Below are 18,900 nucleotides of genomic sequence, written 5' to 3'. Positions count from 1 at the left end.
CAACGCATTGGCAATGAAACCGCCGGATGGCGGCTACCTCTTATCCGGCTGCCGTTACTGCATTTTCAATGTCGCAATCGGCTTTGACGTAATACCGAAATCCGCTTTGAGCTGCTGCTTGCTTTTCATCACCATCTGACCGTGAGTATCGATCGTCATATGTTGCGCTTCGGTATTGTGCCGCGCCTGCCATAGCATCACCAGTTGCAGGCTGTTTTCTTTCTGTTCCGGCGTCAACGCCACGCCATCCGGCCATTTACCCAGCTCAACGGCGGTGGATAAACGTTGATACACTTCCGGCGTCATGCTGTTAATGATCTCATCAAGATTCATGATGTGTCCGCTCCTGTGGAATAATTTGCTGAATCGTTTTTTCAGCCTTTCAGTTGATCGCCGTTTTTCTCGTCAGAAAAGGCCAGCGAGGCCGAGTTAACGCAATAGCGCTCACCGGTTGGCTGCGGCCCGTCCGGGAAAACGTGTCCGAGATGCGCATCGCAGTTACCGCAACGAATTTCGACACGCTGCATGCCATGAGAAAAATCGTCTATGTAACGAATCGCCTCTTCGCTGACGGGCTGGTAAAAGCTAGGCCAGCCGCAGCCTGAATCGTATTTGGTGTGGGAGTGAAAAAGCGGCGTATCACAGACCAGGCAGTGATAAACCCCATCGCGTTTATTATGTAGCAGGCGTCCGGTAAATGGCGGTTCTGTGCCACGATCCTGCGTCACGTAGAATTGCATTTCGGACAATTTTTTCTTGAGTTCTTCTGCTGAAGGTTGGTTAGCCATTTGCTCACATCTCACTTTAAACGTGCTCACATTGCCTGACCGATTCTAACAAAACATTAACACCTCAGTACCAACTTTTGTTCTAAACTTGATCATTGCGAAATGGCGGCTCACGAATCGTGACTGATGTCACATTATTATCTCGGTTGCCCTTTAAAATTCGGGGCGGCGCCCCCATGTGGTTTCAAGCCGAAAGGAAGAGTGAGGCGAATCAGCCGCGCAAAGGTTGTGCAGAGGATTGATTTGTCGCAATGATTGACACGATTCCGCTTGACGCTGCGTAAGGTTTTTGTAATTTTACAGGCAACCTTTTATTCACTAACAAATAGCTGGTGGAATATATGACTATCAAAGTAGGTATCAACGGTTTTGGCCGTATCGGTCGCATTGTTTTCCGTGCTGCTCAGAAACGTTCTGACATCGAGATCGTTGCAATCAACGACCTGTTAGACGCAGAGTACATGGCATACATGCTGAAATATGACTCCACTCACGGCCGTTTCGACGGTACTGTTGAAGTGAAAGACGGTCATCTGATCGTTAACGGTAAAAAAATCCGTGTTACCGCTGAACGCGATCCGGCTAACCTGAAATGGGACGAAGTTGGTGTTGACGTAGTGGCTGAAGCTACCGGTATCTTCCTAACTGACGAAACCGCGCGTAAACACATCACCGCTGGCGCGAAAAAAGTGGTTCTGACGGGTCCGTCTAAAGACAACACCCCAATGTTTGTTAAAGGCGCTAACTTTGACAAATACGAAGGCCAGGACATCGTTTCCAACGCTTCCTGCACCACCAACTGCCTGGCGCCGCTGGCTAAAGTTATCAACGACAACTTCGGTATCATCGAAGGTCTGATGACTACTGTTCACGCGACTACCGCAACCCAGAAAACCGTTGACGGCCCGTCTCACAAAGACTGGCGCGGCGGCCGCGGCGCATCTCAGAACATCATCCCGTCCTCTACTGGCGCTGCTAAAGCGGTAGGTAAAGTACTGCCGGAACTGAATGGCAAACTGACTGGTATGGCGTTCCGCGTTCCGACTCCGAACGTATCCGTTGTTGACCTGACCGTTCGTCTGGAAAAAGCGGCTACTTACGAGCAGATCAAAGCTGCTGTTAAAGCTGCTGCCGAAGGCGAAATGAAAGGCGTTCTGGGTTACACCGAAGACGACGTTGTATCTACCGATTTCAATGGCGAAGTATGCACTTCCGTGTTCGATGCTAAAGCAGGCATCGCGCTGAACGACAACTTCGTGAAACTGGTCTCCTGGTACGATAACGAAACCGGTTACTCCAACAAAGTACTGGACCTGATTGCTCACATCTCCAAATAAGTTGAGATGACACAGTCATTGGTAAGAGCGACTCAGGTCGCTCTTTTTTTTGCTTAAAGATATACCCGTCATACTTCAAGTTGCAGGTGTGTTGGCTATGCTTTCTCACCCGAATCACTGACGGAAGTCGAACTTATCGGGATGAATCAGGGATGTCCATGTCCCTGGCCGGAGATGACCTACGGTTGTTCAAGTTCGTTCCCGATGAATTTGTCGTTCACTTGCCGCGTTACTCGGCCTGCGGCCTCGCCTCTACGGGCCAGCGCAAGCACTGGTCAAGGCACAAGCGCCTTGTCATGCAACTCGAATTATTTAGGGTTAAGAGGATTGCGTAATGATTAATAAAATTTTTGCCCTCCCGGTTATCGAACAGCTTACCCCTGTCCTTTCCCGTCGTCAGCTTGATGACCTGGATCTGATCGTCGTTGACCATCCGCAGGTTAAAGCCTCTTTTGCATTACAGGGCGCGCACCTTCTCTCCTGGAAACCCGTTGGCGAGGAAGAGGTATTGTGGCTCAGTAATAATACGCCTTTCAAAACCGGCGTGGCGCTACGCGGCGGTGTACCGATCTGCTGGCCCTGGTTTGGACCTGCGGCTCAACAGGGTCTGCCGTCACACGGCTTTGCGCGTAATCTACCGTGGGCGCTAAAAGCGCATAATGAAGATGATAATGGCGTAATGCTGACATTTGAGCTGCAAAGCAGTGAGGCCACCCGGAAATACTGGCCGCACGATTTCACGCTGCTGGCACGTTTTAAAGTGGGCAAAACCTGTGAAATTGAACTGGAAGCGCATGGCGAATTTGCAACCACATCCGCGCTCCACAGCTATTTTAACGTTGGCGACATCGCCAACGTTAAGGTCAGCGGACTCGGCGATCGGTTTATTGATAAAGTTAACGACGCTAAAGAAGATGTCCTGGCCGACGGTATACAAACCTTTCCGGACCGTACCGATCGCGTTTACCTCAATCCTGAAGCATGTAGCGTGATCCACGATGCGACATTAAACCGCACGATTGATGTAGTTCACCACCATCACCTTAACGTCGTAGGCTGGAACCCTGGCCCGGCGTTGTCCGTCAGCATGGGCGACATGCCGGATGACGGCTATAAAACGTTTGTCTGCGTTGAAACGGTTTACGCTACTGCGCCGCAACAAGCCACAGAAGAAAAACCCTCTCGTCTGGCGCAGACTATCTGCGTCGCTAAACGCTAAAAGTGAATGGATAACGGCGTTGCTATAGGATCTGAAAGGCGTCAGCCGCCATCAGGCATGACCTGCCGGATGGCGGCGCTTACACATTTTATCCGGCGTCACACCATATCCAACGCGGTTTTCCCTTTTGGCGCAGGCCAGGCGTTGTCCAGTAAGGCAAGTTCGTTTGCTGACAAGGTAATCTCAAGCGCCGCCGCATTTTGCTTCACGTGTTCTGTACTTCCGGCTTTCGGGATCGCCATCACGCCCGGATGCGCAATCACCCACGTCAGTAAGATTTGCGCCGCCGTTGCGTTATGCGCTTGCGCAATTTCATTCACCACCGGATGATTCAGTAAACCGCTACGTAACCGGCCAGCCTGCGCCAGCGGGCTATAGGCCATCACTGGCATTCGCTGTTGTTGACACCACGGCAATAAATCATACTCAATACCGCGTGACGCCAGATGATAGAGCACCTGATTTGTCGCGCATTGCTGTCCCCCGGGGATGCGCCACAGCGCCTGCATATCGTCATAATCAAGATTAGAGACTCCCCAACGGCGAATTTTCCCCTGCGCGATTAGCCGCTCCATACCTTCAACGGTCTCTTCGAATGAAAAGCTTCCGGCCCAGTGCAATAGATAGAGATCGAGATAATCTGTTTTCAGACGACGCAGGCTTTCCTCACAGGCGGCAACTATCTTCTGGCCGCCAGCGTTCCACGGGTACACTTTTGACACCAGAAATGCCTCATCGCGTCGCCCTGCTAACGCCTCGCCCACGACCTTTTCCGCCCCGCCGTCGGCATACATTTCCGCCGTATCAATAAGGCGTAACCCCAAATCCAGCCCCGCGCGCAGCGCCGAAACCTCGCGCTGACGTTGATCCGCGCGCTCGCCCATATACCATGTTCCCTGTCCGATGGCAGGAAGCGTCACCTGCCCGCAAAACGTTACGTTTTTCACTGATTTCATTTCCTTTTCAATGTCACTCGACGGTAAAACAATACAGGACTCTTAGACCCTACGGTAATGTCCGGCATCATACCGCGCAAGGGGGGCGATTTTCTTGTCACTGACGAACGTCATCTGCAATCATGTCGACGATGCGGGTAATATGCGCGGCGGGTCGCTGATTCAGTAATAATTGACGCATCACATTCATATAGGGCGTCACATGTTGAAAGAACTCCAGATATCCTTTACAGAGATAATTTTGCCGTTCGCCGCCGTCCATACAAATTCGATGTTTCGGACAACCGCCGTGACAGGCAAAGCGCCACGTACAGTTCTGGCAGCGTGAGGAAAGGTTTGCTTTAGCCGCGCCAAACTGCTGCTGAAAAGGAGAGGCCGCCATTTCTTCTAAAGAGTGTTGCTGCAGATTGCCCAGTTTATAGGCGGGAAAAACAAAATGGTCACAGCTAAACACGTCGCCATTCTGCTCCACCAGCAAACTTTGCCCGCAGGTCGACTGCATCGTACAAAGCGTGGCGGGCTCCCCCATCCAGACGCCAAGTAAGTTGTCAAAAAGCTGTACGAATATGCGTCCGACATCGTGACGTATCCATTGATCAAAAACATCGCACATAAAGGCGCCCCACCCTTCAGGCGTGACGGAAAAGGGCATCAGCGAAGGCGAATCTTCATTGTCAGATAACGTCAAAGAACGCTGCGCTTTTTGCGCGAGCGGCTCAACAATGGGAATAAATTGCAGGTGTTTACTTTCCAGTTCCTGCGTCAAAAAATGATAAATAGCGTTGCCATGACGGCATGACGCATCATTCACGACAGTGAGCGTGTTGAACTCGACATCATTTGCCTGCAGAAGGCGGATAGCATTAACGACTCGGGAAAAAGACGCCCGCCCTGACGGCGTTTTCCGGTAATTATCATGAACGACTTGCGGCCCATCAATCGATATACCAATCAGGAACTGGTGCTGCGCAAAGAAAGCCGCCCACTCTTCATTGATTAATACGCCATTGGTTTGCAGACTGTTGTAAATAGTTTTGCCGTTGGCATAACGTTGCTGCAAGCACACCACTTTTTGATAAAAAGAAAGACCGCATAGCGTCGGCTCTCCCCCCTGCCAACAAAACGAGACCTCTGATGATGGCGTATCATCAATTACCCGGCGGATATACGTCTCCAGCACATCGTCAGACATGACGCGCTGGCCCCGGGGTTTATCAAGATAGAAACAGTACTTGCAGGATAAGTTACACAGACTGCCGCTGGGCTTGGCTACGGTATTGAATACTATGCTCATTCGTCTTACTCACTGTGAAGAATGGGTATAGCATAAGCGGGACGTGACAGGGCGATATCAGCCAGCATTGCAACAATTATTACGCTAATTGTTAGCGCAGTTGTAATCACCTGGATTTTTCATATAAAAGGCTAGTTTTTTAAATTGATGTAACAAAGTATAAATCACGTAAGGCTGTGCCATCCCCAGGCAACAGCGCATTTATGCAAGCCGCCATGTTCGCGTTTCAGTTAGCACAAAGCCTGCATAACGCAGGCTTTGTCATGGTTTTTCCGGCAAATTCAATCAATCAGAATCTATAGGTCACGCCAGTAGAAAGGATACCGGTCCAGGATTTATCCACCATCGGGCTGTCGGTAATTTCATCCGACAGGCGGGTGTAGCGCGCAGTACCATATACGCTCCAGTTACCGGCGAAATTATAGTTAGCGCTAAGTTCAAGATACGGGTTCCAGCTATCGTTCGGGTTATAGCCGCGCAGGCCGCTACGCGAAGATTCTTTACGTGATACGCCGTAATAGTAATCGTTCTGGTTCTCGCTATTCCATTCAACCCCGATACCTGGCGTTAAGGTCAGCCCGCCATTGGTATACCGATACAGCCAGGCCAGATCCCAGACAATACCGTTACTGTTATCCAACGTATCCCCTGCCAGTGAGGTACGCAGGAATCCATACTGGGTGTGATGCGCGTAAGAAACGCCCGCCATCATAGTACTTTTACGCCTGTCCAGACGACGCAACTGATGGTCATCGCTGTCGCCCGGTTTGAAGTACATCGGGGACCAGTATGCCATGATTGACAACTTATCGGCATTGTCATTCCACAAGTAGTACCCGCCGCCCAGACCACGGAACCAAAAGTTTTCGCTTTCATAAGCGATGACCGGTATCGGATAAACATCGCTATCGTAATCTTTATAAGGGTGTTCAACCACACCAACGCCTGCGCCCAACGTCAGGTTGCTTTCAGCGTGCGCGACGCTGGCGGATGTTGCAATAAACACGCCAAGAGCCAGAAGTTTAAGTTTGGTCACAATCCATAATTCCTTATTCAAATGTTCTGCGGCAAAAGTGTAACCGCCAATATCTGTAAGCCCAACTATTTTACACAATGTAACCGTTTAATATCACCACCACCGATTATTTTCAGATGATCGGCTGATGATCGTTATGTGACCGGGAGCGCTTTTTCTGATATCCACCAGCCTTTTCTACCTGATGAGTTATTGATATGTCATCGAAATCCACTGACGCGTACAGGCAAGTTTTGCAAATGCCATCTACGCTTAATGTTAAGAAGGTGTATCACCGGACACGTTGATCTTCTGACCAATAAAATGGCATGAGAGTTGCTTTTTTTTCCTTAGCAGAGACGGCGTTCAGTCTACCTCTTCCGGGAGCCTCTACTATTCATATGAACGGCTCTTAACATGTGCGAAAAAACGAAAGGATGGCATATCATGAATATATTCGATCACTATCGCCAGCGTTACGAAGCTGCCAAGGACGAAGAGTTCACACTGCAGGATTTTCTTACCATTTGTCGGCAAGATCGCAGTGCTTATGCCAACGCGGCAGAGCGGCTATTAATGGCTATCGGCGAGCCTAATATGGTCGACACTGCCCAGGAACCCCGACTTTCCCGACTCTTCTCCAACCGGGTTATTGCTCGCTATCCTGCGTTTGAAGAGTTTTACGGCATGGAAGACGCGATTGAACAGATTGTCTCTTATCTGAAACATGCGGCGCAAGGGCTGGAAGAGAAGAAGCAAATTCTCTATTTGCTGGGACCTGTGGGGGGTGGCAAATCATCGCTCGCTGAACGGCTAAAATCGCTAATGCAGCGCGTGCCAATTTATGTTTTAAGCGCCAACGGCGAGCGTAGTCCGGTCAACGATCATCCGTTATGCCTGTTTAATCCGCAGGAAGACGCGCAGATTCTGGAAAAAGAGTACGGTATTCCGCGCCGCTATCTCGGTACGATTATGTCCCCGTGGGCGGCCAAACGCCTGCATGAGTTTGGCGGCGATATTACTAAATTCCGCGTGGTGAAAGTCTGGCCCTCCATTCTGGAGCAGATTGCCATCGCCAAAACGGAACCCGGCGATGAAAACAACCAGGATATTTCGGCGCTGGTCGGCAAGGTGGATATTCGTAAACTCGAACATCACGCCCAGAACGATCCGGATGCGTATGGTTACTCTGGCGCGCTATGCCGCGCTAACCAGGGGATCATGGAGTTCGTCGAGATGTTTAAAGCGCCTATTAAGGTGCTGCACCCCTTGCTGACCGCAACTCAGGAAGGTAACTACAATGGCACGGAAGGTATTTCCGCCCTGCCCTTTAATGGCATCATACTTGCCCACTCAAACGAATCTGAATGGGTGACTTTCCGTAACAATAAAAATAACGAAGCGTTCCTCGACCGTGTCTATATTGTGAAGGTGCCTTATTGCCTGCGAATCTCCGAAGAGATCAAAATCTACGAGAAACTACTTAATCATAGCGAGCTGGCTCATGCGCCCTGCGCGCCGGGCACATTGGAAACGCTTTCGCGCTTCTCGATTCTTTCCCGCCTGAAAGAGCCGGAAAATTCCAGTATTTACTCGAAAATGCGCGTTTATGACGGTGAAAGCCTGAAAGATACCGACCCCAAAGCTAAATCGTACCAGGAGTATCGCGACTATGCGGGTGTGGACGAAGGGATGAACGGTCTCTCCACCCGATTCGCCTTTAAGATCCTCTCCCGCGTATTCAACTTCGACCATGCGGAAGTGGCGGCAAACCCGGTACATCTGTTCTACGTTCTGGAACAACAAATCGAGCGTGAACAGTTTCCGCAGGAGCAGGCTGAGCGTTATCTGGAGTTCCTGAAAGGCTACCTGATCCCGAAATACGCCGAATTTATCGGCAAGGAGATCCAGACGGCCTATCTCGAATCTTACTCTGAGTACGGGCAAAACATTTTTGATCGTTACGTGACTTATGCGGATTTCTGGATTCAGGATCAGGAGTATCGCGACCCGGATACCGGTCAACTGTTCGATCGCGAGTCGCTGAACGCCGAACTGGAAAAAATTGAAAAACCAGCGGGTATCAGTAACCCGAAAGATTTCCGTAATGAGATAGTAAACTTTGTCCTGCGCGCCAGAGCCAACAATAGCGGCCGTAATCCAAACTGGACCAGTTACGAGAAGCTGCGCATGGTGATTGAGAAAAAAATGTTCTCTAATACTGAAGAGCTGTTGCCGGTCATTTCTTTTAACGCCAAAACGTCGACTGACGAGCAGAAAAAGCATGACGACTTTGTCGATCGGATGATGGAAAAAGGGTATACCCGTAAGCAGGTTCGTTTGCTGTGCGAGTGGTACCTGCGCGTGCGTAAATCGTCGTGATGTTAATGCCCGGTGGCGCTTGCGCTTACCGGGCCTACAAAGTAATGTTCTGTAGACTGGCTAAGCGTTAGCGCTATCCGGCACTGACAGAACAGGCGCTCAGTTGGCAGTACGGGGGGCATATGACCTGGTTCATAGACCGACGTCTTAACGGCAAAAATAAAAGCACGGTGAATCGCCAGCGCTTTTTGCGCCGTTATAAAGCACAAATTAAGCAGTCGATTTCCGAAGCGATTAATAAACGCTCTGTGACCGATGTCGACAGCGGAGAGTCCGTCTCTATTCCAACCGATGATATTAGCGAACCGATGTTTCATCAGGGGCGCGGCGGTCTGCGCCATCGCGTCCATCCGGGTAACGATCACTTTATCCAGAATGATCGCATTGAGCGTCCGCAAGGCGGTGGCGGCGGCGGTTCCGGCAGCGGTCAAGGTCAGGCCAGCCAGGACGGCGAAGGCCAGGATGAGTTTGTTTTTCAGATTTCAAAAGATGAGTATCTGGATCTGCTCTTTGAAGATTTAGCGCTGCCTAATCTGAAAAAAAACCAGCATCGCCAGCTTAACGAGTATAAAACTCACCGCGCCGGTTTCACCTCAAACGGTGTACCGGCCAATATCAGCGTGGTACGTTCGCTACAAAACTCTCTGGCGCGCCGTACAGCAATGACGGCAGGAAAACGCCGCGAACTGCACGCGCTGGAAACGGAACTGGAGACCATCAGCCACAGCGAACCAGCGCAACTGCTTGAAGAGGAGCGGTTACGTCGGGAGATTGCCGAACTACGGGCTAAAATCGAGCGAGTGCCGTTTATCGACACCTTTGATTTACGCTATAAAAATTATGAAAAACGGCCTGAGCCCTCCAGCCAGGCGGTGATGTTCTGTCTGATGGACGTCTCGGGTTCGATGGACCAGGCAACCAAAGATATGGCCAAGCGTTTTTACATTCTGCTTTATCTGTTTTTGAGCCGAACGTATAAGAACGTAGAAGTGGTTTATATCCGCCACCATACCCAGGCGAAGGAAGTGGATGAACATGAGTTCTTTTATTCGCAAGAGACCGGGGGGACGATTGTCTCCAGCGCGCTTAAACTCATGGACGAAGTAGTTAAAGAGCGCTACGACCCCGGTCAGTGGAACATCTATGCGGCGCAAGCTTCAGACGGTGATAACTGGGCCGACGATTCACCGCTGTGTCATGAGATTCTGGCGAAAAAACTGCTGCCGGTAGTGCGCTATTACAGCTATATCGAGATTACCCGCCGCGCCCACCAGACCTTATGGCGCGAGTATGAACATCTGCAGGCGACGTTCGATAACTTCGCCATGCAGCATATTCGCGATCAGGAGGATATTTATCCGGTATTCCGCGAATTGTTTCAGAAACAGAGCGCCAATCAAAGCGCATAAATAAATCCGCCCGTTCATATGTCGGGCGGGTTTTAATAAGCCTGGTGTTCGGTTTTTATGACTGAAGCAATTACCCACGAATAGTCTGAATGAAGGTATTCCAGCATATCGGGTAATTTAACCCATTAATAGAATTCCATCATGTTAATAACACCAAGGCCAAGACCAAGGCCCCAAATGTCCTGGTTGCCCCACTCCAGGAGGAACAATGTGACAGGCAGGGACTTTATCAAAAACATGATCCAAAACATGTGAAAAAGGATCATCCGCCATCGCCGACGACGTAAAACCTGCTGCCAGTAATGCAAAAAATAAAATCACAGCCATCTCTTTAAATCGTTTCATAGAGCCTCAGAACGGAAGTAAATTATTATCCTTACCACTTCACACTCCTTTCATCATCATAATAAAGGTTATTTTCTTTTTGTCACAAATAGATCAGTATTGTTGGTTAAAAATTTAGTTTTTATCACAATAGTCACACCTGAAAATATAAACAAAGCGTATTAATTGGTTTATTAAACCGAGAATGATTTTTATTCCATAACATCAACACGTTTTATTTTTAAACAGTCTATTAGAGGAATTCTCATCGCTATGGTAAACTAACGCATCCGACTTTCAGGGCTGTAGTTCATCATGAATTTGCATCATAAAGCGCTCAGGCACTTTATCTCGGCAAGCGTCATCGTTTTGACATCGTCCTTCCTGATTTACGAACTTATTGCCAGCGACAGGGCAATGAATGCCTATATGCGTTATATCATGGAGAGAGCCGATTCGTCGTTTTTGTACGATAAGTACCAGAATCAAAGCATCGCCGCACATTTGATGCGAACTTTTGAAGCGCCGGGAGACCCCGTCACTGCAGAAAAACGCCGCGCGTTTTGCGACGCCTTTGAGGCTATTAACGGTACGCACGGTGTCAACCTGACCCGGCATAATTATCCGGCGCTACATGGTACCCTGCAAACCGCCGCTACACAGTGTACCGATAATCTTGATGACGCCCTTTTACTGCCTGCATTTGATCAGGCGGTAAGCATCAACCGTTCGCAGGACGACCACAGTCACGGGCTGGGCACACTGGAGCTTAAATTCCGTTATTACGTTGATTTAAATAAACATTATGTCTATTTCTATGATTTAATCAACTCACGGCGCTTCGCCATGCATCGTTGGACTTTTTTACAAAAAGGCACAATGGGTATTAACAGAAAAGATATAGATAAACTTTTTACCGGCCGTACGGTTATTTCAAGTATTTACATGGATGATATTACCCAGGAAAACGTCATGAGCTTTTTAACGCCAGTCTATCTGGCGGGAACGTTAAAAGGTATCGTGATGGTGGATGTTAACCAGGATAATTTAAAAAATATTTTTTATACCCAGGATCGTCCGCTGGTTTGGCGTTATCTTAACGTAACACTAAAGGATATGGACTCCGGAAAAGAAATTATTATTAATCAAAGCAAAAATAATCTGTTTCAATATGTGAATTATAGCCATGATATCCCTGGTGGGCTGCGCGTTTCGTTGTCCCTTGATTTTACCTATTTCCTTGTCTCGTCCTGGAAAGCGCTGGCCTTTTACTTACTGGCAACGGCGCTCCTGCTTAATATGGTACGGATGCACTTTCGGCTTTATCGCAACGTCACACGCGAAAATATTAGCGATGCCATGACCGGGCTTTACAACCGTAAAATATTAACACCGGAGCTGGAACAGCGACTGCAACGCCTGGTCAATGCCGGGACGCCGGTGACATTTGTCGCTATTGATTGCGATAGGTTAAAACTGATCAACGATACCCAGGGGCACCAGGAAGGCGACCGAATTATTACCCTGTTGGCGAAAGCGATTAAAACATCGATTCGTAAAAGCGATTACGCCATTCGCCTCGGCGGCGATGAGTTCTGTATTATTCTTGTTGATTACGCGGCGGATTTGGCTATCCATCTGCCGGAGCGTATTATTCGTAACCTGCAAATTATCGCACCGGATAAGACAGTCAATTTTTCTGCCGGGATTTATAATATGCAGCCCAATGATACGATTAATGATGCCTACCAGGCTTCCGATGCGCAGCTCTATCTGAACAAACAACAAAAACAACATCGTTCATCATAGTGCTTCGCAGTAAATGTTCATATTGCACCAGGAGTGAGAAATGGCCGAAATGACTGAAGTCGCGAAGGGTGTCGCTACACACCAACGTTTAGTGGCTTTATTAACCCAGGAGAACGCGCGCTATCGTGTGGTGAACCATGAAGCGGTAGGGAAATGCGAAGCGGTATCTGAAATACGCGGTACTGCGCTGGGCCAGGGCGCAAAAGCGCTGGTCTGTAAAGTCAAAGGCAACGGCGTCAACCAGCACGTTCTTGCTATTCTGGCGGCCGATCAGCAAGCCGACCTCTCTCAGCTTGCTTCACATCTGGGCGGCTTACGCGCTTCCCTTGCCAGCCCGGCGGAAGTCGATATGCTGACCGGCTGCGTTTTTGGCGCGATCCCGCCTTTCAGTTTTCACCCCAATCTGAAACTGGTCGCCGATCCGCTCCTGTTTGAGCGTTTCGATGAAATTGCCTTTAATGCCGGCCTGCTGGAAAAATCAGTCATTATGAATACACAGGACTATCTGCGCATCGCCCGACCAGAACTGGCAGTCTTCCGCCGCTTTCAGTCATCGCCAACGGCTTAGAGCCTATCCCAGTAGGCGTTATTGGCGCAGCCAGTTTGGACACGGACAGCGCGCAAAAACCGGAGCGTACACGTAGTACGTGAGGATTTTGAGCACTGCCCAGGTCCAAAATGGCAAGTAAAATAGCCCTAATGGGATAGGCTCTTAGTCCCTTCCCCTTCAAGGAGCAATACAGACACAACGATAATGATAAAAATGGCGAAAAACGACGCCGTAATCATCAGCGCTTCAAGAAACGGTGGATCGTACATAATTGTATCCTCAGGAAGACAACAATGACGGTTCACCTGTTAGCAATACGCGGCGTTGATGGCAATTTAATGACAACGCCGTTTTTCACGTAGAGATTGTCTTTCAGGCAGTTGCCTGAAATCCGCATCAATCGTTAAAAAGGCCTGTGCGCTTTGCCGTTTGGGCGTAAAGTAGTCAGGCTTACTTTTTGGCAAGGAAACCATAATGTTTGATGTCACTCTGCTGATCCTGCTCGGACTGGCAGCTCTGGGATTTATCAGCCACAACACCACTGTCGCCGTCTCAATTCTGGTGCTGATTATTGTCCGCGTAACCCCGTTGAATACCTTTTTTCCCTGGATTGAAAAACAGGGACTCACCGTCGGGATTATCATTCTGACCATCGGCGTAATGGCTCCCATCGCCAGCGGAACCCTACCGCCCTCCACATTGATCCACTCTTTTGTGAACTGGAAATCGCTGGTCGCGATTGCCGTCGGCGTTTTCGTCTCCTGGCTGGGCGGTCGCGGCATTACGCTGATGGGAAACCAACCGCAGCTCGTCGCCGGGCTGCTGGTCGGTACGGTACTTGGCGTCGCGCTGTTTCGCGGCGTGCCGGTCGGCCCACTGATTGCGGCGGGGCTGGTCTCTTTAATTGTGGGGAAGCAGTAACTCGCCCGTCAGATACTGGCCTGGCGTCTGCCCCAGGCCTTTTTTAAACATGGTAATGAATGCCGTGGTGGAATCATAACCCAGCATTTGCGCCGTCTGCTGTACATTACGTCCCGCGATCAGCGCTTGTAGCGCCAGAATTAATTGCAACTGATGACGCCAGCGACGAAAGCTTAGCCCCGTCTCTTTGACGACCAACCGGGCAAGGTTACGCTCGCTCATCGCGAATACGCTGGCCCACTGCCCTAATGTATTCCATCGCGCGGGCTCCTGCGCCATTGTCTCAACCATTTGGCGGATTTTCGGATGCCCCGATACCGGTAATTGCAATTGTTCCTGCGGCTGCTGCGGCAGTTCATCAAACAACACCTGAATAAGGCGCTGCGTTGGCATTTGCGCTCTTTCGGGATCGGTTCTGCGCGCCAGCGACAAAATCAACTCCCGGCATAACGGCGAAATTTTCAGCGTGCAGCAACGCTCCGGCATGACGACCGCCGCAGGTTCAATAAATAAAAAGCACAGCTCCGCCCCTGCGGTCACATGATTACTGTGCGGCAGCGAGCCGGGGAGCCAGACGGCATACTGGGGCGGAACCATCCACATCGCATTTTCCACCTCACAGGTGATCGCGCCGTGCAGAGCGAGGATCAACTGTCCCTTGCGATGCTGATGGCGAGGGCTAAACAGTTCATCATCCCTGGCGCGAATACAAAAGGCCACAGCGGCATCGTGGTGAAGGTCGGGATCGTAACCATCCAGTCTCAGGCCAATCATTATATTGTCCGATTTTAGCGATAAATTGTCATTTTAGCTTGATTCATCCAAACAGTAAAAACTGTTAAGGTATCGCCTCGCCTGACGAGATGAGAAAACGATGACGACAGCCCTTTCACCACGCGGCAAACAGGGCGCTTTACTGATTGCCGGTATTTTGATGATAGCCACTACGCTGCGCGTAACATTTACCGGCGCTGCGCCGTTGCTGGAGACAATCCGTTCGGATTACGGTCTTTCCACCGCCCAGACGGGCCTGCTAACAACCTTGCCGCTTCTGGCGTTTGCACTGGTTTCGCCGCTGGCGGCCGGTATTGCCCGCCGGTTTGGGATGGAACGCAGTCTGTTTGCCGCAATGCTGCTGATTTGCGCGGGTATTGCTCTCCGCTCCCTGCCCTCCGCTGCATTGTTGTTTGCCGGAACTGCCATTATTGGGTGCGGGATAGCGCTGGGTAATGTGCTGCTACCAGGATTGATTAAGCGCGATTTTTCACAACATGTCGCCAGGCTGACGGGCGCGTATTCATTGACGATGGGCGCCGCCGCCGCGTTGGGGTCCGCGCTGGTGGTTCCGCTGGCGTTGCACGGTTTTGGCTGGCGCGGCGCGCTGTTAATGCTAATGCTGTTTCCGCTGTTGGCGTTTCTTATCTGGTTGCCGCAGTGGCGCACTACCCGCTCAGCTAACCTGAGTAGCTCCCGGGCATTACATGAACGCGGTATCTGGCGTTCGCCTTTAGCCTGGCAAGTTACTCTGTTTCTTGGGCTTAACTCACTGATTTATTATGTGATTATCGGCTGGTTACCAACAATACTCATCAGCCACGGTTACAGCGAAGCACAGGCAGGATCGCTACATGGCCTGCTGCAACTGGCGACCGCGGCGCCTGGGTTAGCTATTCCGCTTATTTTGCATCGCTTTAACGATCAACGCTGGATTGCCGCGCTGGTCTCACTATTGTGCGCAGTGGGCGCGGCGGGGCTTTGGTTTGTGCCGGGCCAGGCGATCATCTGGACGCTACTGTTCGGCTTCGGTTCAGGCGCGACGATGATCCTCGGCCTGACGTTTATCGGCCTGCGCGCCAGTTCGGCGCATCAGGCGGCGGCGCTTTCCGGCATGGCGCAGTCGGTCGGGTATTTACTGGCGGCATGTGGGCCGCCCGTCATGGGAAAACTTCATGATGCCAGCGGTAGCTGGTATCTGCCGCTATCAGGCGTGACGGTTCTGGCTATCATCATGGCGATTTTCGGCCTCTACGCCGGACGCGATCGAGAGATAGCGTCATAAATAAACCTGATACCCACTTGAATGCCTGATGGCGCTTCGTTTATCAGGCCTGATCCATTAAAATCATTACCGCTATCCGACAAAAGTACCGTAAGCGACACCATCACAGGAGGGAAAAATGCGAATCCAGTGTAAGCGCGTCTATTTCCCGGCGGAAAAAGACGATGGTTATCGGGTATTGGTTGACAGGCTATGGCCGCGAGGCATTAAAAAATCGGCGCTGGTCTATGATGAATGGAATAAGGCCATTACGCCCTCAACCGAATTGCGCAAAGCCTTTCATAGCGAACTGATTGATTTTAACCACTTCGCGCAGCAATACCGGGCAGAACTTGCGCAACAGCATCAAGAAGGCAAACGGCTGGCGGATATTGCCCGACACCAGCCGCTAACGTTGCTATACGCCGCTAAAGATACTCGCCAGAACCATGCCATTGTGCTGGCAGAGTGGCTAAGAGAGCTGTGATTGTCGTGCCGCCGCCTGGCCTGGTTGTCTGTCCGGGGACAACGGCATCAAATGTTCTTCCCGCACCCAGGCAAAACCGTGCTGACCATCGGCGGAGGCTACGTCGCCCGTAACCAGCCACAGCGCCCGAGGCGCTTCTTTCGGCAGTAAGGTGACGTGTCCATTTACCGGGTTAATGAATTCATCTCCGGGTTGGCACAGGCAAAATAGCTCAACCGACTTACCAATATTCCGCCGTCCGGCGGGTGTTTTAGCGCCAATAACTATTGCCAACGCGCCCGGCTTTAACTGAAACATATTTTCTTGCGCCGCATGAAACTCATTATCAGATTGTTCTTAATCATATCCCGTCGGACCGCAGGTTGTCACTTTTTCGTATCAGGGTGCTCTCTGCGCCATAATGTCCACTCATCAATGATTTCGCCATTGGGCAATTTGCAATCGGAACGCACGCCTTGTGGGGTCTGCACCGGCATCAGCGTACCGCCCTGTTGCTCACAGTAGACGGCTGCCGGATTAGGCATCCCAATACGCGGCGGCCTGGGGGCGTTGGGTTGCGACGATGAACAAGCGCTCAGCAGCAATACGCCTGGCAACGCAATCCACGTAAATTTCATAACGACTCCTTAAAGCGATATTTTGTCCAGGATAACCTGGCGGGTACGCTATTTCCATACTTTCTGTCAGCGCTTTAGCGGGTGTTTATCCCGGGTTAAGTCAGTAATAGCCACGCCCTGTCACAAAGCAACCGACCTTTTGTCGCTGAGAAAACCCTGCTATTCTGGCGCCCCCTGAACAGTGAAGGTAATAGCATGAGAGTGGGTATCCTCTTCCCTGTCGTCATTTTCATTACGGCAATATTATTTTTGGCATGGTTTTTTATTGGCGGTTACGCCGCGCCAGGAGCATAACCATGAGGAAAACAACGATGGTGTTGATGGGCATCGCGCTAATTGCGGCGGCGGGTACCGAACTGGGCTGGTGGTAAATTCATTTTGAATAATAAAGGCTACCTGTCGTAGCCTTTATTATCTCTGAAAGTTCTGCGTTTAGCTTTTGATTTTTCTGTAGATTAACAGCACGACAATCGCGCCGATCACCGCGACTGCAAAGCTGCCGAAGTTGAAACCATCCACTTTGCCAAAGCCAAAGAACGTACTGATCCATCCTCCGACTACCGCACCAACGATCCCCAGAATGATCGTCATAAAGAATCCGCCGCCATCTTTACCTGGCATGATCCACTTAGCCAAAATACCCGCAATAAGTCCAAAAATAATCCATGAAAGAATGCCCATTTTTTCCTCACTTATGTCTTTACGTTAGCGGTTTATTTGCCGTTAAAAAGAATAGCACATCGTCAGGAAAGTGAAGTTTGTGATATCCATCACCTTTTAGCGTCGTGGATAAAAGCGCATAAATATCAGGGTTGCAATCATTAATGATAACGATTATCTTTATCAATACCGAGTGGTTGAGTTTATAACCCACCTGTTCGGTACGACATTGCTCACATTGCTTCCAGTATTATTTGCCCGCCTCACCGAGTGCGGGCTTTTTTTGCTAACCGCTATCTATCCCATGCCGAATTCATGGTCTTTTTCAGCCGCGCTATTTTGCGTGATACGGGGTCATCTCCAGCGCAGTACATTCATCCTGCTTGTCCTGCTGCATAAACCCCACGGTCACCATAAACAAACCGATCATAAATGGCACTTCATAAAGCTCTTCAATCAAATCTGTGTAACGAGCGTTATGCAGGAATATCGGCGACAACCACCGATGATGCTCGACAGTGTCGGAAATCAGATATGAACATGCCGTCACGGCAAAAAGCCACAATGGCAGAGGAACGTCCCGCAGACGACGAACAATCTCCTTACGTAGCCCGGCAGAAAACAGGACTGGCAATACCAACGCAGCAATTAATAGCACTGAAATCGTTCTGAACAGCATACGCGGCTCGTCAGGGAAATAGTCACGCCCCCAACTGGTGCTTCTACCCAATAGCACCACCCACCAGACAACAGCCCATAGCCAAAACTGCTTTGCCCCTTCGGGACGGGAAAGTGGCCGTATATACCAGGCGGTAAATAGCGCCCCAAACAGTAACCATAACGCTTGTCCGTTTTCAATCCATCGGACCACCACGCCGTTAAGCAAAGGCAATTGCCAGTCCGCCGTAAACGGGATGACCACAGCGGCAAGCGCAAGAGTAAGTGCTGACGAAGTTAATCGGGTATCGAGTTTCATGATTATAAGACTCTTCTGGTTTTTAATACCCAATCATAAGTTTTATGAATACGCTCTCATTAGCAAACAATGCGATATTCTTAATGTTTTCTTAATGTTTCTTTTCAACCCATGTCTG

22 protein-coding genes are annotated in these 18,900 nt (G+C 50.1%); 10 read left to right on the top strand and 12 right to left on the bottom strand.

The genetic code is table 11. The features are described 5' to 3' along the window. Positions 1-54: 54 nt before the first annotated feature. Together NBA72_RS00805 and msrB are read right to left on the bottom strand one after the other, a co-directional pair. Complete coding sequence (locus tag NBA72_RS00805; RefSeq protein ID WP_001046864.1) at positions 55-333, bottom strand: YeaC family protein; 279 nt, start codon at positions 331-333, stop codon at positions 55-57. A gap of 41 nt (positions 334-374) precedes the next feature. Next, positions 375-788, bottom strand: coding sequence for a peptide-methionine (R)-S-oxide reductase MsrB (gene msrB / locus NBA72_RS00800; RefSeq protein ID WP_001519539.1), 414 nt, complete (start codon positions 786-788; stop codon positions 375-377). A gap of 341 nt (positions 789-1,129) precedes the next feature. Between msrB and gapA the strand changes: the two genes are divergently transcribed. Further along, complete coding sequence (gapA, locus tag NBA72_RS00795; RefSeq protein WP_000153505.1) at positions 1,130-2,125, top strand: glyceraldehyde-3-phosphate dehydrogenase; 996 nt, start codon at positions 1,130-1,132, stop codon at positions 2,123-2,125. A 334-nt stretch (positions 2,126-2,459) separates the two neighbouring features. Further along, positions 2,460-3,344 (top strand): D-hexose-6-phosphate mutarotase, encoded by an 885-nt coding sequence (locus NBA72_RS00790; RefSeq protein ID WP_000608657.1) that lies wholly within the window; start codon positions 2,460-2,462, stop codon positions 3,342-3,344. Between the two features lie 98 nt (positions 3,345-3,442). On the opposite strand, the gene NBA72_RS00785 is transcribed toward NBA72_RS00790, so the two are convergent. From NBA72_RS00785 to NBA72_RS00775, 3 genes are all read right to left on the bottom strand, one after another. Further along, positions 3,443-4,300, bottom strand: a complete 858-nt coding sequence (locus tag NBA72_RS00785) for an aldo/keto reductase (RefSeq protein WP_000843752.1) — start codon at positions 4,298-4,300, stop codon at positions 3,443-3,445. 97 nt (positions 4,301-4,397) lie between these two features. Next, positions 4,398-5,594, bottom strand: a complete 1,197-nt coding sequence (locus tag NBA72_RS00780; RefSeq protein WP_023249654.1) for an anaerobic sulfatase maturase — start codon at positions 5,592-5,594, stop codon at positions 4,398-4,400. Positions 5,595-5,883: 289 nt separating this feature from the next. After that, on the bottom strand, positions 5,884-6,630 hold the full coding sequence (locus NBA72_RS00775) for a MipA/OmpV family protein (RefSeq protein ID WP_000163762.1): 747 nt from the start codon (positions 6,628-6,630) through the stop codon (positions 5,884-5,886). Between the two features lie 426 nt (positions 6,631-7,056). Here NBA72_RS00775 and yeaG point away from each other — a divergent pair, with 426 nt between their 5' ends. Both yeaG and NBA72_RS00765 read left to right on the top strand, forming a co-directional pair. Next, positions 7,057-8,991 carry a protein kinase YeaG gene (gene yeaG, locus NBA72_RS00770; protein WP_079984793.1) on the top strand — a complete coding sequence of 645 codons (1,935 nt, stop codon included), beginning with the start codon at positions 7,057-7,059 and terminating at the stop codon, positions 8,989-8,991. Positions 8,992-9,113: 122 nt separating this feature from the next. Next, positions 9,114-10,400 carry a YeaH/YhbH family protein gene (locus NBA72_RS00765; protein ID WP_000219714.1) on the top strand — a complete coding sequence of 429 codons (1,287 nt, stop codon included), beginning with the start codon at positions 9,114-9,116 and terminating at the stop codon, positions 10,398-10,400. A gap of 144 nt (positions 10,401-10,544) precedes the next feature. Here NBA72_RS00765 and NBA72_RS00760 read toward each other — a convergent pair whose 3' ends face one another. Next, positions 10,545-10,745 carry a hypothetical protein gene (locus NBA72_RS00760; RefSeq protein WP_016705258.1) on the bottom strand — a complete coding sequence of 67 codons (201 nt, stop codon included), beginning with the start codon at positions 10,743-10,745 and terminating at the stop codon, positions 10,545-10,547. Positions 10,746-11,039: 294 nt separating this feature from the next. Between NBA72_RS00760 and dgcJ the strand changes: the two genes are divergently transcribed. Then, positions 11,040-12,533, top strand: coding sequence for a diguanylate cyclase DgcJ (dgcJ, locus tag NBA72_RS00755; protein WP_042947463.1), 1,494 nt, complete (start codon positions 11,040-11,042; stop codon positions 12,531-12,533). 49 nt (positions 12,534-12,582) lie between these two features. After that, positions 12,583-13,101 carry a YbaK/prolyl-tRNA synthetase associated domain-containing protein gene (locus NBA72_RS00750; protein ID WP_010989016.1) on the top strand — a complete coding sequence of 173 codons (519 nt, stop codon included), beginning with the start codon at positions 12,583-12,585 and terminating at the stop codon, positions 13,099-13,101. Positions 13,102-13,229: 128 nt separating this feature from the next. On the opposite strand, the gene yoaI is transcribed toward NBA72_RS00750, so the two are convergent. Further along, complete coding sequence (gene yoaI / locus NBA72_RS00745; protein ID WP_000272240.1) at positions 13,230-13,352, bottom strand: small membrane protein YoaI; 123 nt, start codon at positions 13,350-13,352, stop codon at positions 13,230-13,232. 205 nt (positions 13,353-13,557) lie between these two features. Between yoaI and NBA72_RS00740 the strand changes: the two genes are divergently transcribed. Further along, entirely contained in the window at positions 13,558-14,004 is a 447-nt protein-coding gene (locus NBA72_RS00740) for a DUF441 domain-containing protein (protein WP_000460698.1), read from the top strand. On the opposite strand, the gene NBA72_RS00735 is transcribed toward NBA72_RS00740, so the two are convergent. Then, the gene (locus tag NBA72_RS00735; RefSeq protein ID WP_000579793.1) at positions 13,984-14,778 is read right to left on the bottom strand and encodes an AraC family transcriptional regulator; all 795 of its coding nucleotides are present in this window, start codon (positions 14,776-14,778) and stop codon (positions 13,984-13,986) included. The genes NBA72_RS00740 and NBA72_RS00735 overlap by 21 nt on opposite strands. A 100-nt stretch (positions 14,779-14,878) precedes the next feature. Here NBA72_RS00735 and NBA72_RS00730 point away from each other — a divergent pair, with 100 nt between their 5' ends. Together NBA72_RS00730 and NBA72_RS00725 are read left to right on the top strand one after the other, a co-directional pair. After that, a complete protein-coding gene (locus tag NBA72_RS00730; RefSeq protein WP_000205341.1) occupies positions 14,879-16,063 on the top strand; it encodes a CynX/NimT family MFS transporter in 1,185 nt (394 codons plus the stop codon). A gap of 118 nt (positions 16,064-16,181) precedes the next feature. Further along, complete coding sequence (locus NBA72_RS00725; RefSeq protein WP_001222532.1) at positions 16,182-16,529, top strand: DUF488 domain-containing protein; 348 nt, start codon at positions 16,182-16,184, stop codon at positions 16,527-16,529. Here NBA72_RS00725 and NBA72_RS00720 read toward each other — a convergent pair. Continuing rightward, complete coding sequence (locus tag NBA72_RS00720; protein ID WP_000487131.1) at positions 16,515-16,826, bottom strand: hypothetical protein; 312 nt, start codon at positions 16,824-16,826, stop codon at positions 16,515-16,517. The two genes, NBA72_RS00725 and NBA72_RS00720, sit on opposite strands and share 15 nt — an antisense overlap. Before the next feature lie 68 nt (positions 16,827-16,894). Beyond that, a complete protein-coding gene (locus tag NBA72_RS00715) occupies positions 16,895-17,146 on the bottom strand; it encodes a putative hemolysin (protein WP_000673492.1) in 252 nt (83 codons plus the stop codon). A 195-nt stretch (positions 17,147-17,341) separates the two neighbouring features. Here NBA72_RS00715 and NBA72_RS00710 point away from each other — a divergent pair, with 195 nt between their 5' ends. Further along, positions 17,342-17,440, top strand: a complete 99-nt coding sequence (locus NBA72_RS00710) for a YoaK family small membrane protein (RefSeq protein WP_001589065.1) — start codon at positions 17,342-17,344, stop codon at positions 17,438-17,440. Between the two features lie 138 nt (positions 17,441-17,578). Here NBA72_RS00710 and NBA72_RS00705 read toward each other — a convergent pair whose 3' ends face one another. Together NBA72_RS00705 and NBA72_RS00700 are read right to left on the bottom strand one after the other, a co-directional pair. Beyond that, entirely contained in the window at positions 17,579-17,827 is a 249-nt protein-coding gene (locus NBA72_RS00705) for a GlsB/YeaQ/YmgE family stress response membrane protein (protein WP_000512149.1), read from the bottom strand. 313 nt (positions 17,828-18,140) lie between these two features. Continuing rightward, complete coding sequence (locus NBA72_RS00700) at positions 18,141-18,782, bottom strand: nitric oxide reductase (protein ID WP_023203468.1); 642 nt, start codon at positions 18,780-18,782, stop codon at positions 18,141-18,143. Positions 18,783-18,900: the final 118 nt, after the last annotated feature.

It is taken from the genome of Salmonella sp. NW1250, assembly GCF_051812965.1.
GTDB classification, from domain to species: Bacteria; Pseudomonadota; Gammaproteobacteria; order Enterobacterales; family Enterobacteriaceae; genus Salmonella; species Salmonella enterica.
This window is presented reverse-complemented; position numbering and strand designations above follow the sequence as displayed.

What these genes read in the sequence shown, in the direction of transcription:
- yeaG (WP_079984793.1), top strand. Translation starts at nt 7,057, where the DNA reads ATGAATATATTCGATCACTATCGCCAGCGTTACGAAGCTGCCAAGGAC.
- NBA72_RS00785 (WP_000843752.1), bottom strand. Translation starts at nt 4,300, where the DNA reads ATGAAATCAGTGAAAAACGTAACGTTTTGCGGGCAGGTGACGCTTCCT.
- NBA72_RS00725 (WP_001222532.1), top strand. Translation starts at nt 16,182, where the DNA reads ATGCGAATCCAGTGTAAGCGCGTCTATTTCCCGGCGGAAAAAGACGAT.
- NBA72_RS00780 (WP_023249654.1), bottom strand. Translation starts at nt 5,594, where the DNA reads ATGAGCATAGTATTCAATACCGTAGCCAAGCCCAGCGGCAGTCTGTGT.
- NBA72_RS00735 (WP_000579793.1), bottom strand. Translation starts at nt 14,778, where the DNA reads ATGATTGGCCTGAGACTGGATGGTTACGATCCCGACCTTCACCACGAT.
- NBA72_RS00730 (WP_000205341.1), top strand. Translation starts at nt 14,879, where the DNA reads ATGACGACAGCCCTTTCACCACGCGGCAAACAGGGCGCTTTACTGATT.
- gapA (WP_000153505.1), top strand. Translation starts at nt 1,130, where the DNA reads ATGACTATCAAAGTAGGTATCAACGGTTTTGGCCGTATCGGTCGCATT.
- NBA72_RS00710 (WP_001589065.1), top strand. Translation starts at nt 17,342, where the DNA reads ATGAGAGTGGGTATCCTCTTCCCTGTCGTCATTTTCATTACGGCAATA.
- yoaI (WP_000272240.1), bottom strand. Translation starts at nt 13,352, where the DNA reads ATGTACGATCCACCGTTTCTTGAAGCGCTGATGATTACGGCGTCGTTT.
- NBA72_RS00760 (WP_016705258.1), bottom strand. Translation starts at nt 10,745, where the DNA reads ATGAAACGATTTAAAGAGATGGCTGTGATTTTATTTTTTGCATTACTG.
- NBA72_RS00715 (WP_000673492.1), bottom strand. Translation starts at nt 17,146, where the DNA reads ATGAAATTTACGTGGATTGCGTTGCCAGGCGTATTGCTGCTGAGCGCT.
- NBA72_RS00705 (WP_000512149.1), bottom strand. Translation starts at nt 17,827, where the DNA reads ATGGGCATTCTTTCATGGATTATTTTTGGACTTATTGCGGGTATTTTG.
- NBA72_RS00750 (WP_010989016.1), top strand. Translation starts at nt 12,583, where the DNA reads ATGACTGAAGTCGCGAAGGGTGTCGCTACACACCAACGTTTAGTGGCT.
- NBA72_RS00805 (WP_001046864.1), bottom strand. Translation starts at nt 333, where the DNA reads ATGAATCTTGATGAGATCATTAACAGCATGACGCCGGAAGTGTATCAA.
- NBA72_RS00790 (WP_000608657.1), top strand. Translation starts at nt 2,460, where the DNA reads ATGATTAATAAAATTTTTGCCCTCCCGGTTATCGAACAGCTTACCCCT.
- NBA72_RS00700 (WP_023203468.1), bottom strand. Translation starts at nt 18,782, where the DNA reads ATGAAACTCGATACCCGATTAACTTCGTCAGCACTTACTCTTGCGCTT.
- NBA72_RS00740 (WP_000460698.1), top strand. Translation starts at nt 13,558, where the DNA reads ATGTTTGATGTCACTCTGCTGATCCTGCTCGGACTGGCAGCTCTGGGA.
- dgcJ (WP_042947463.1), top strand. Translation starts at nt 11,040, where the DNA reads ATGAATTTGCATCATAAAGCGCTCAGGCACTTTATCTCGGCAAGCGTC.
- msrB (WP_001519539.1), bottom strand. Translation starts at nt 788, where the DNA reads ATGGCTAACCAACCTTCAGCAGAAGAACTCAAGAAAAAATTGTCCGAA.
- NBA72_RS00720 (WP_000487131.1), bottom strand. Translation starts at nt 16,826, where the DNA reads ATGTTTCAGTTAAAGCCGGGCGCGTTGGCAATAGTTATTGGCGCTAAA.
- NBA72_RS00765 (WP_000219714.1), top strand. Translation starts at nt 9,114, where the DNA reads ATGACCTGGTTCATAGACCGACGTCTTAACGGCAAAAATAAAAGCACG.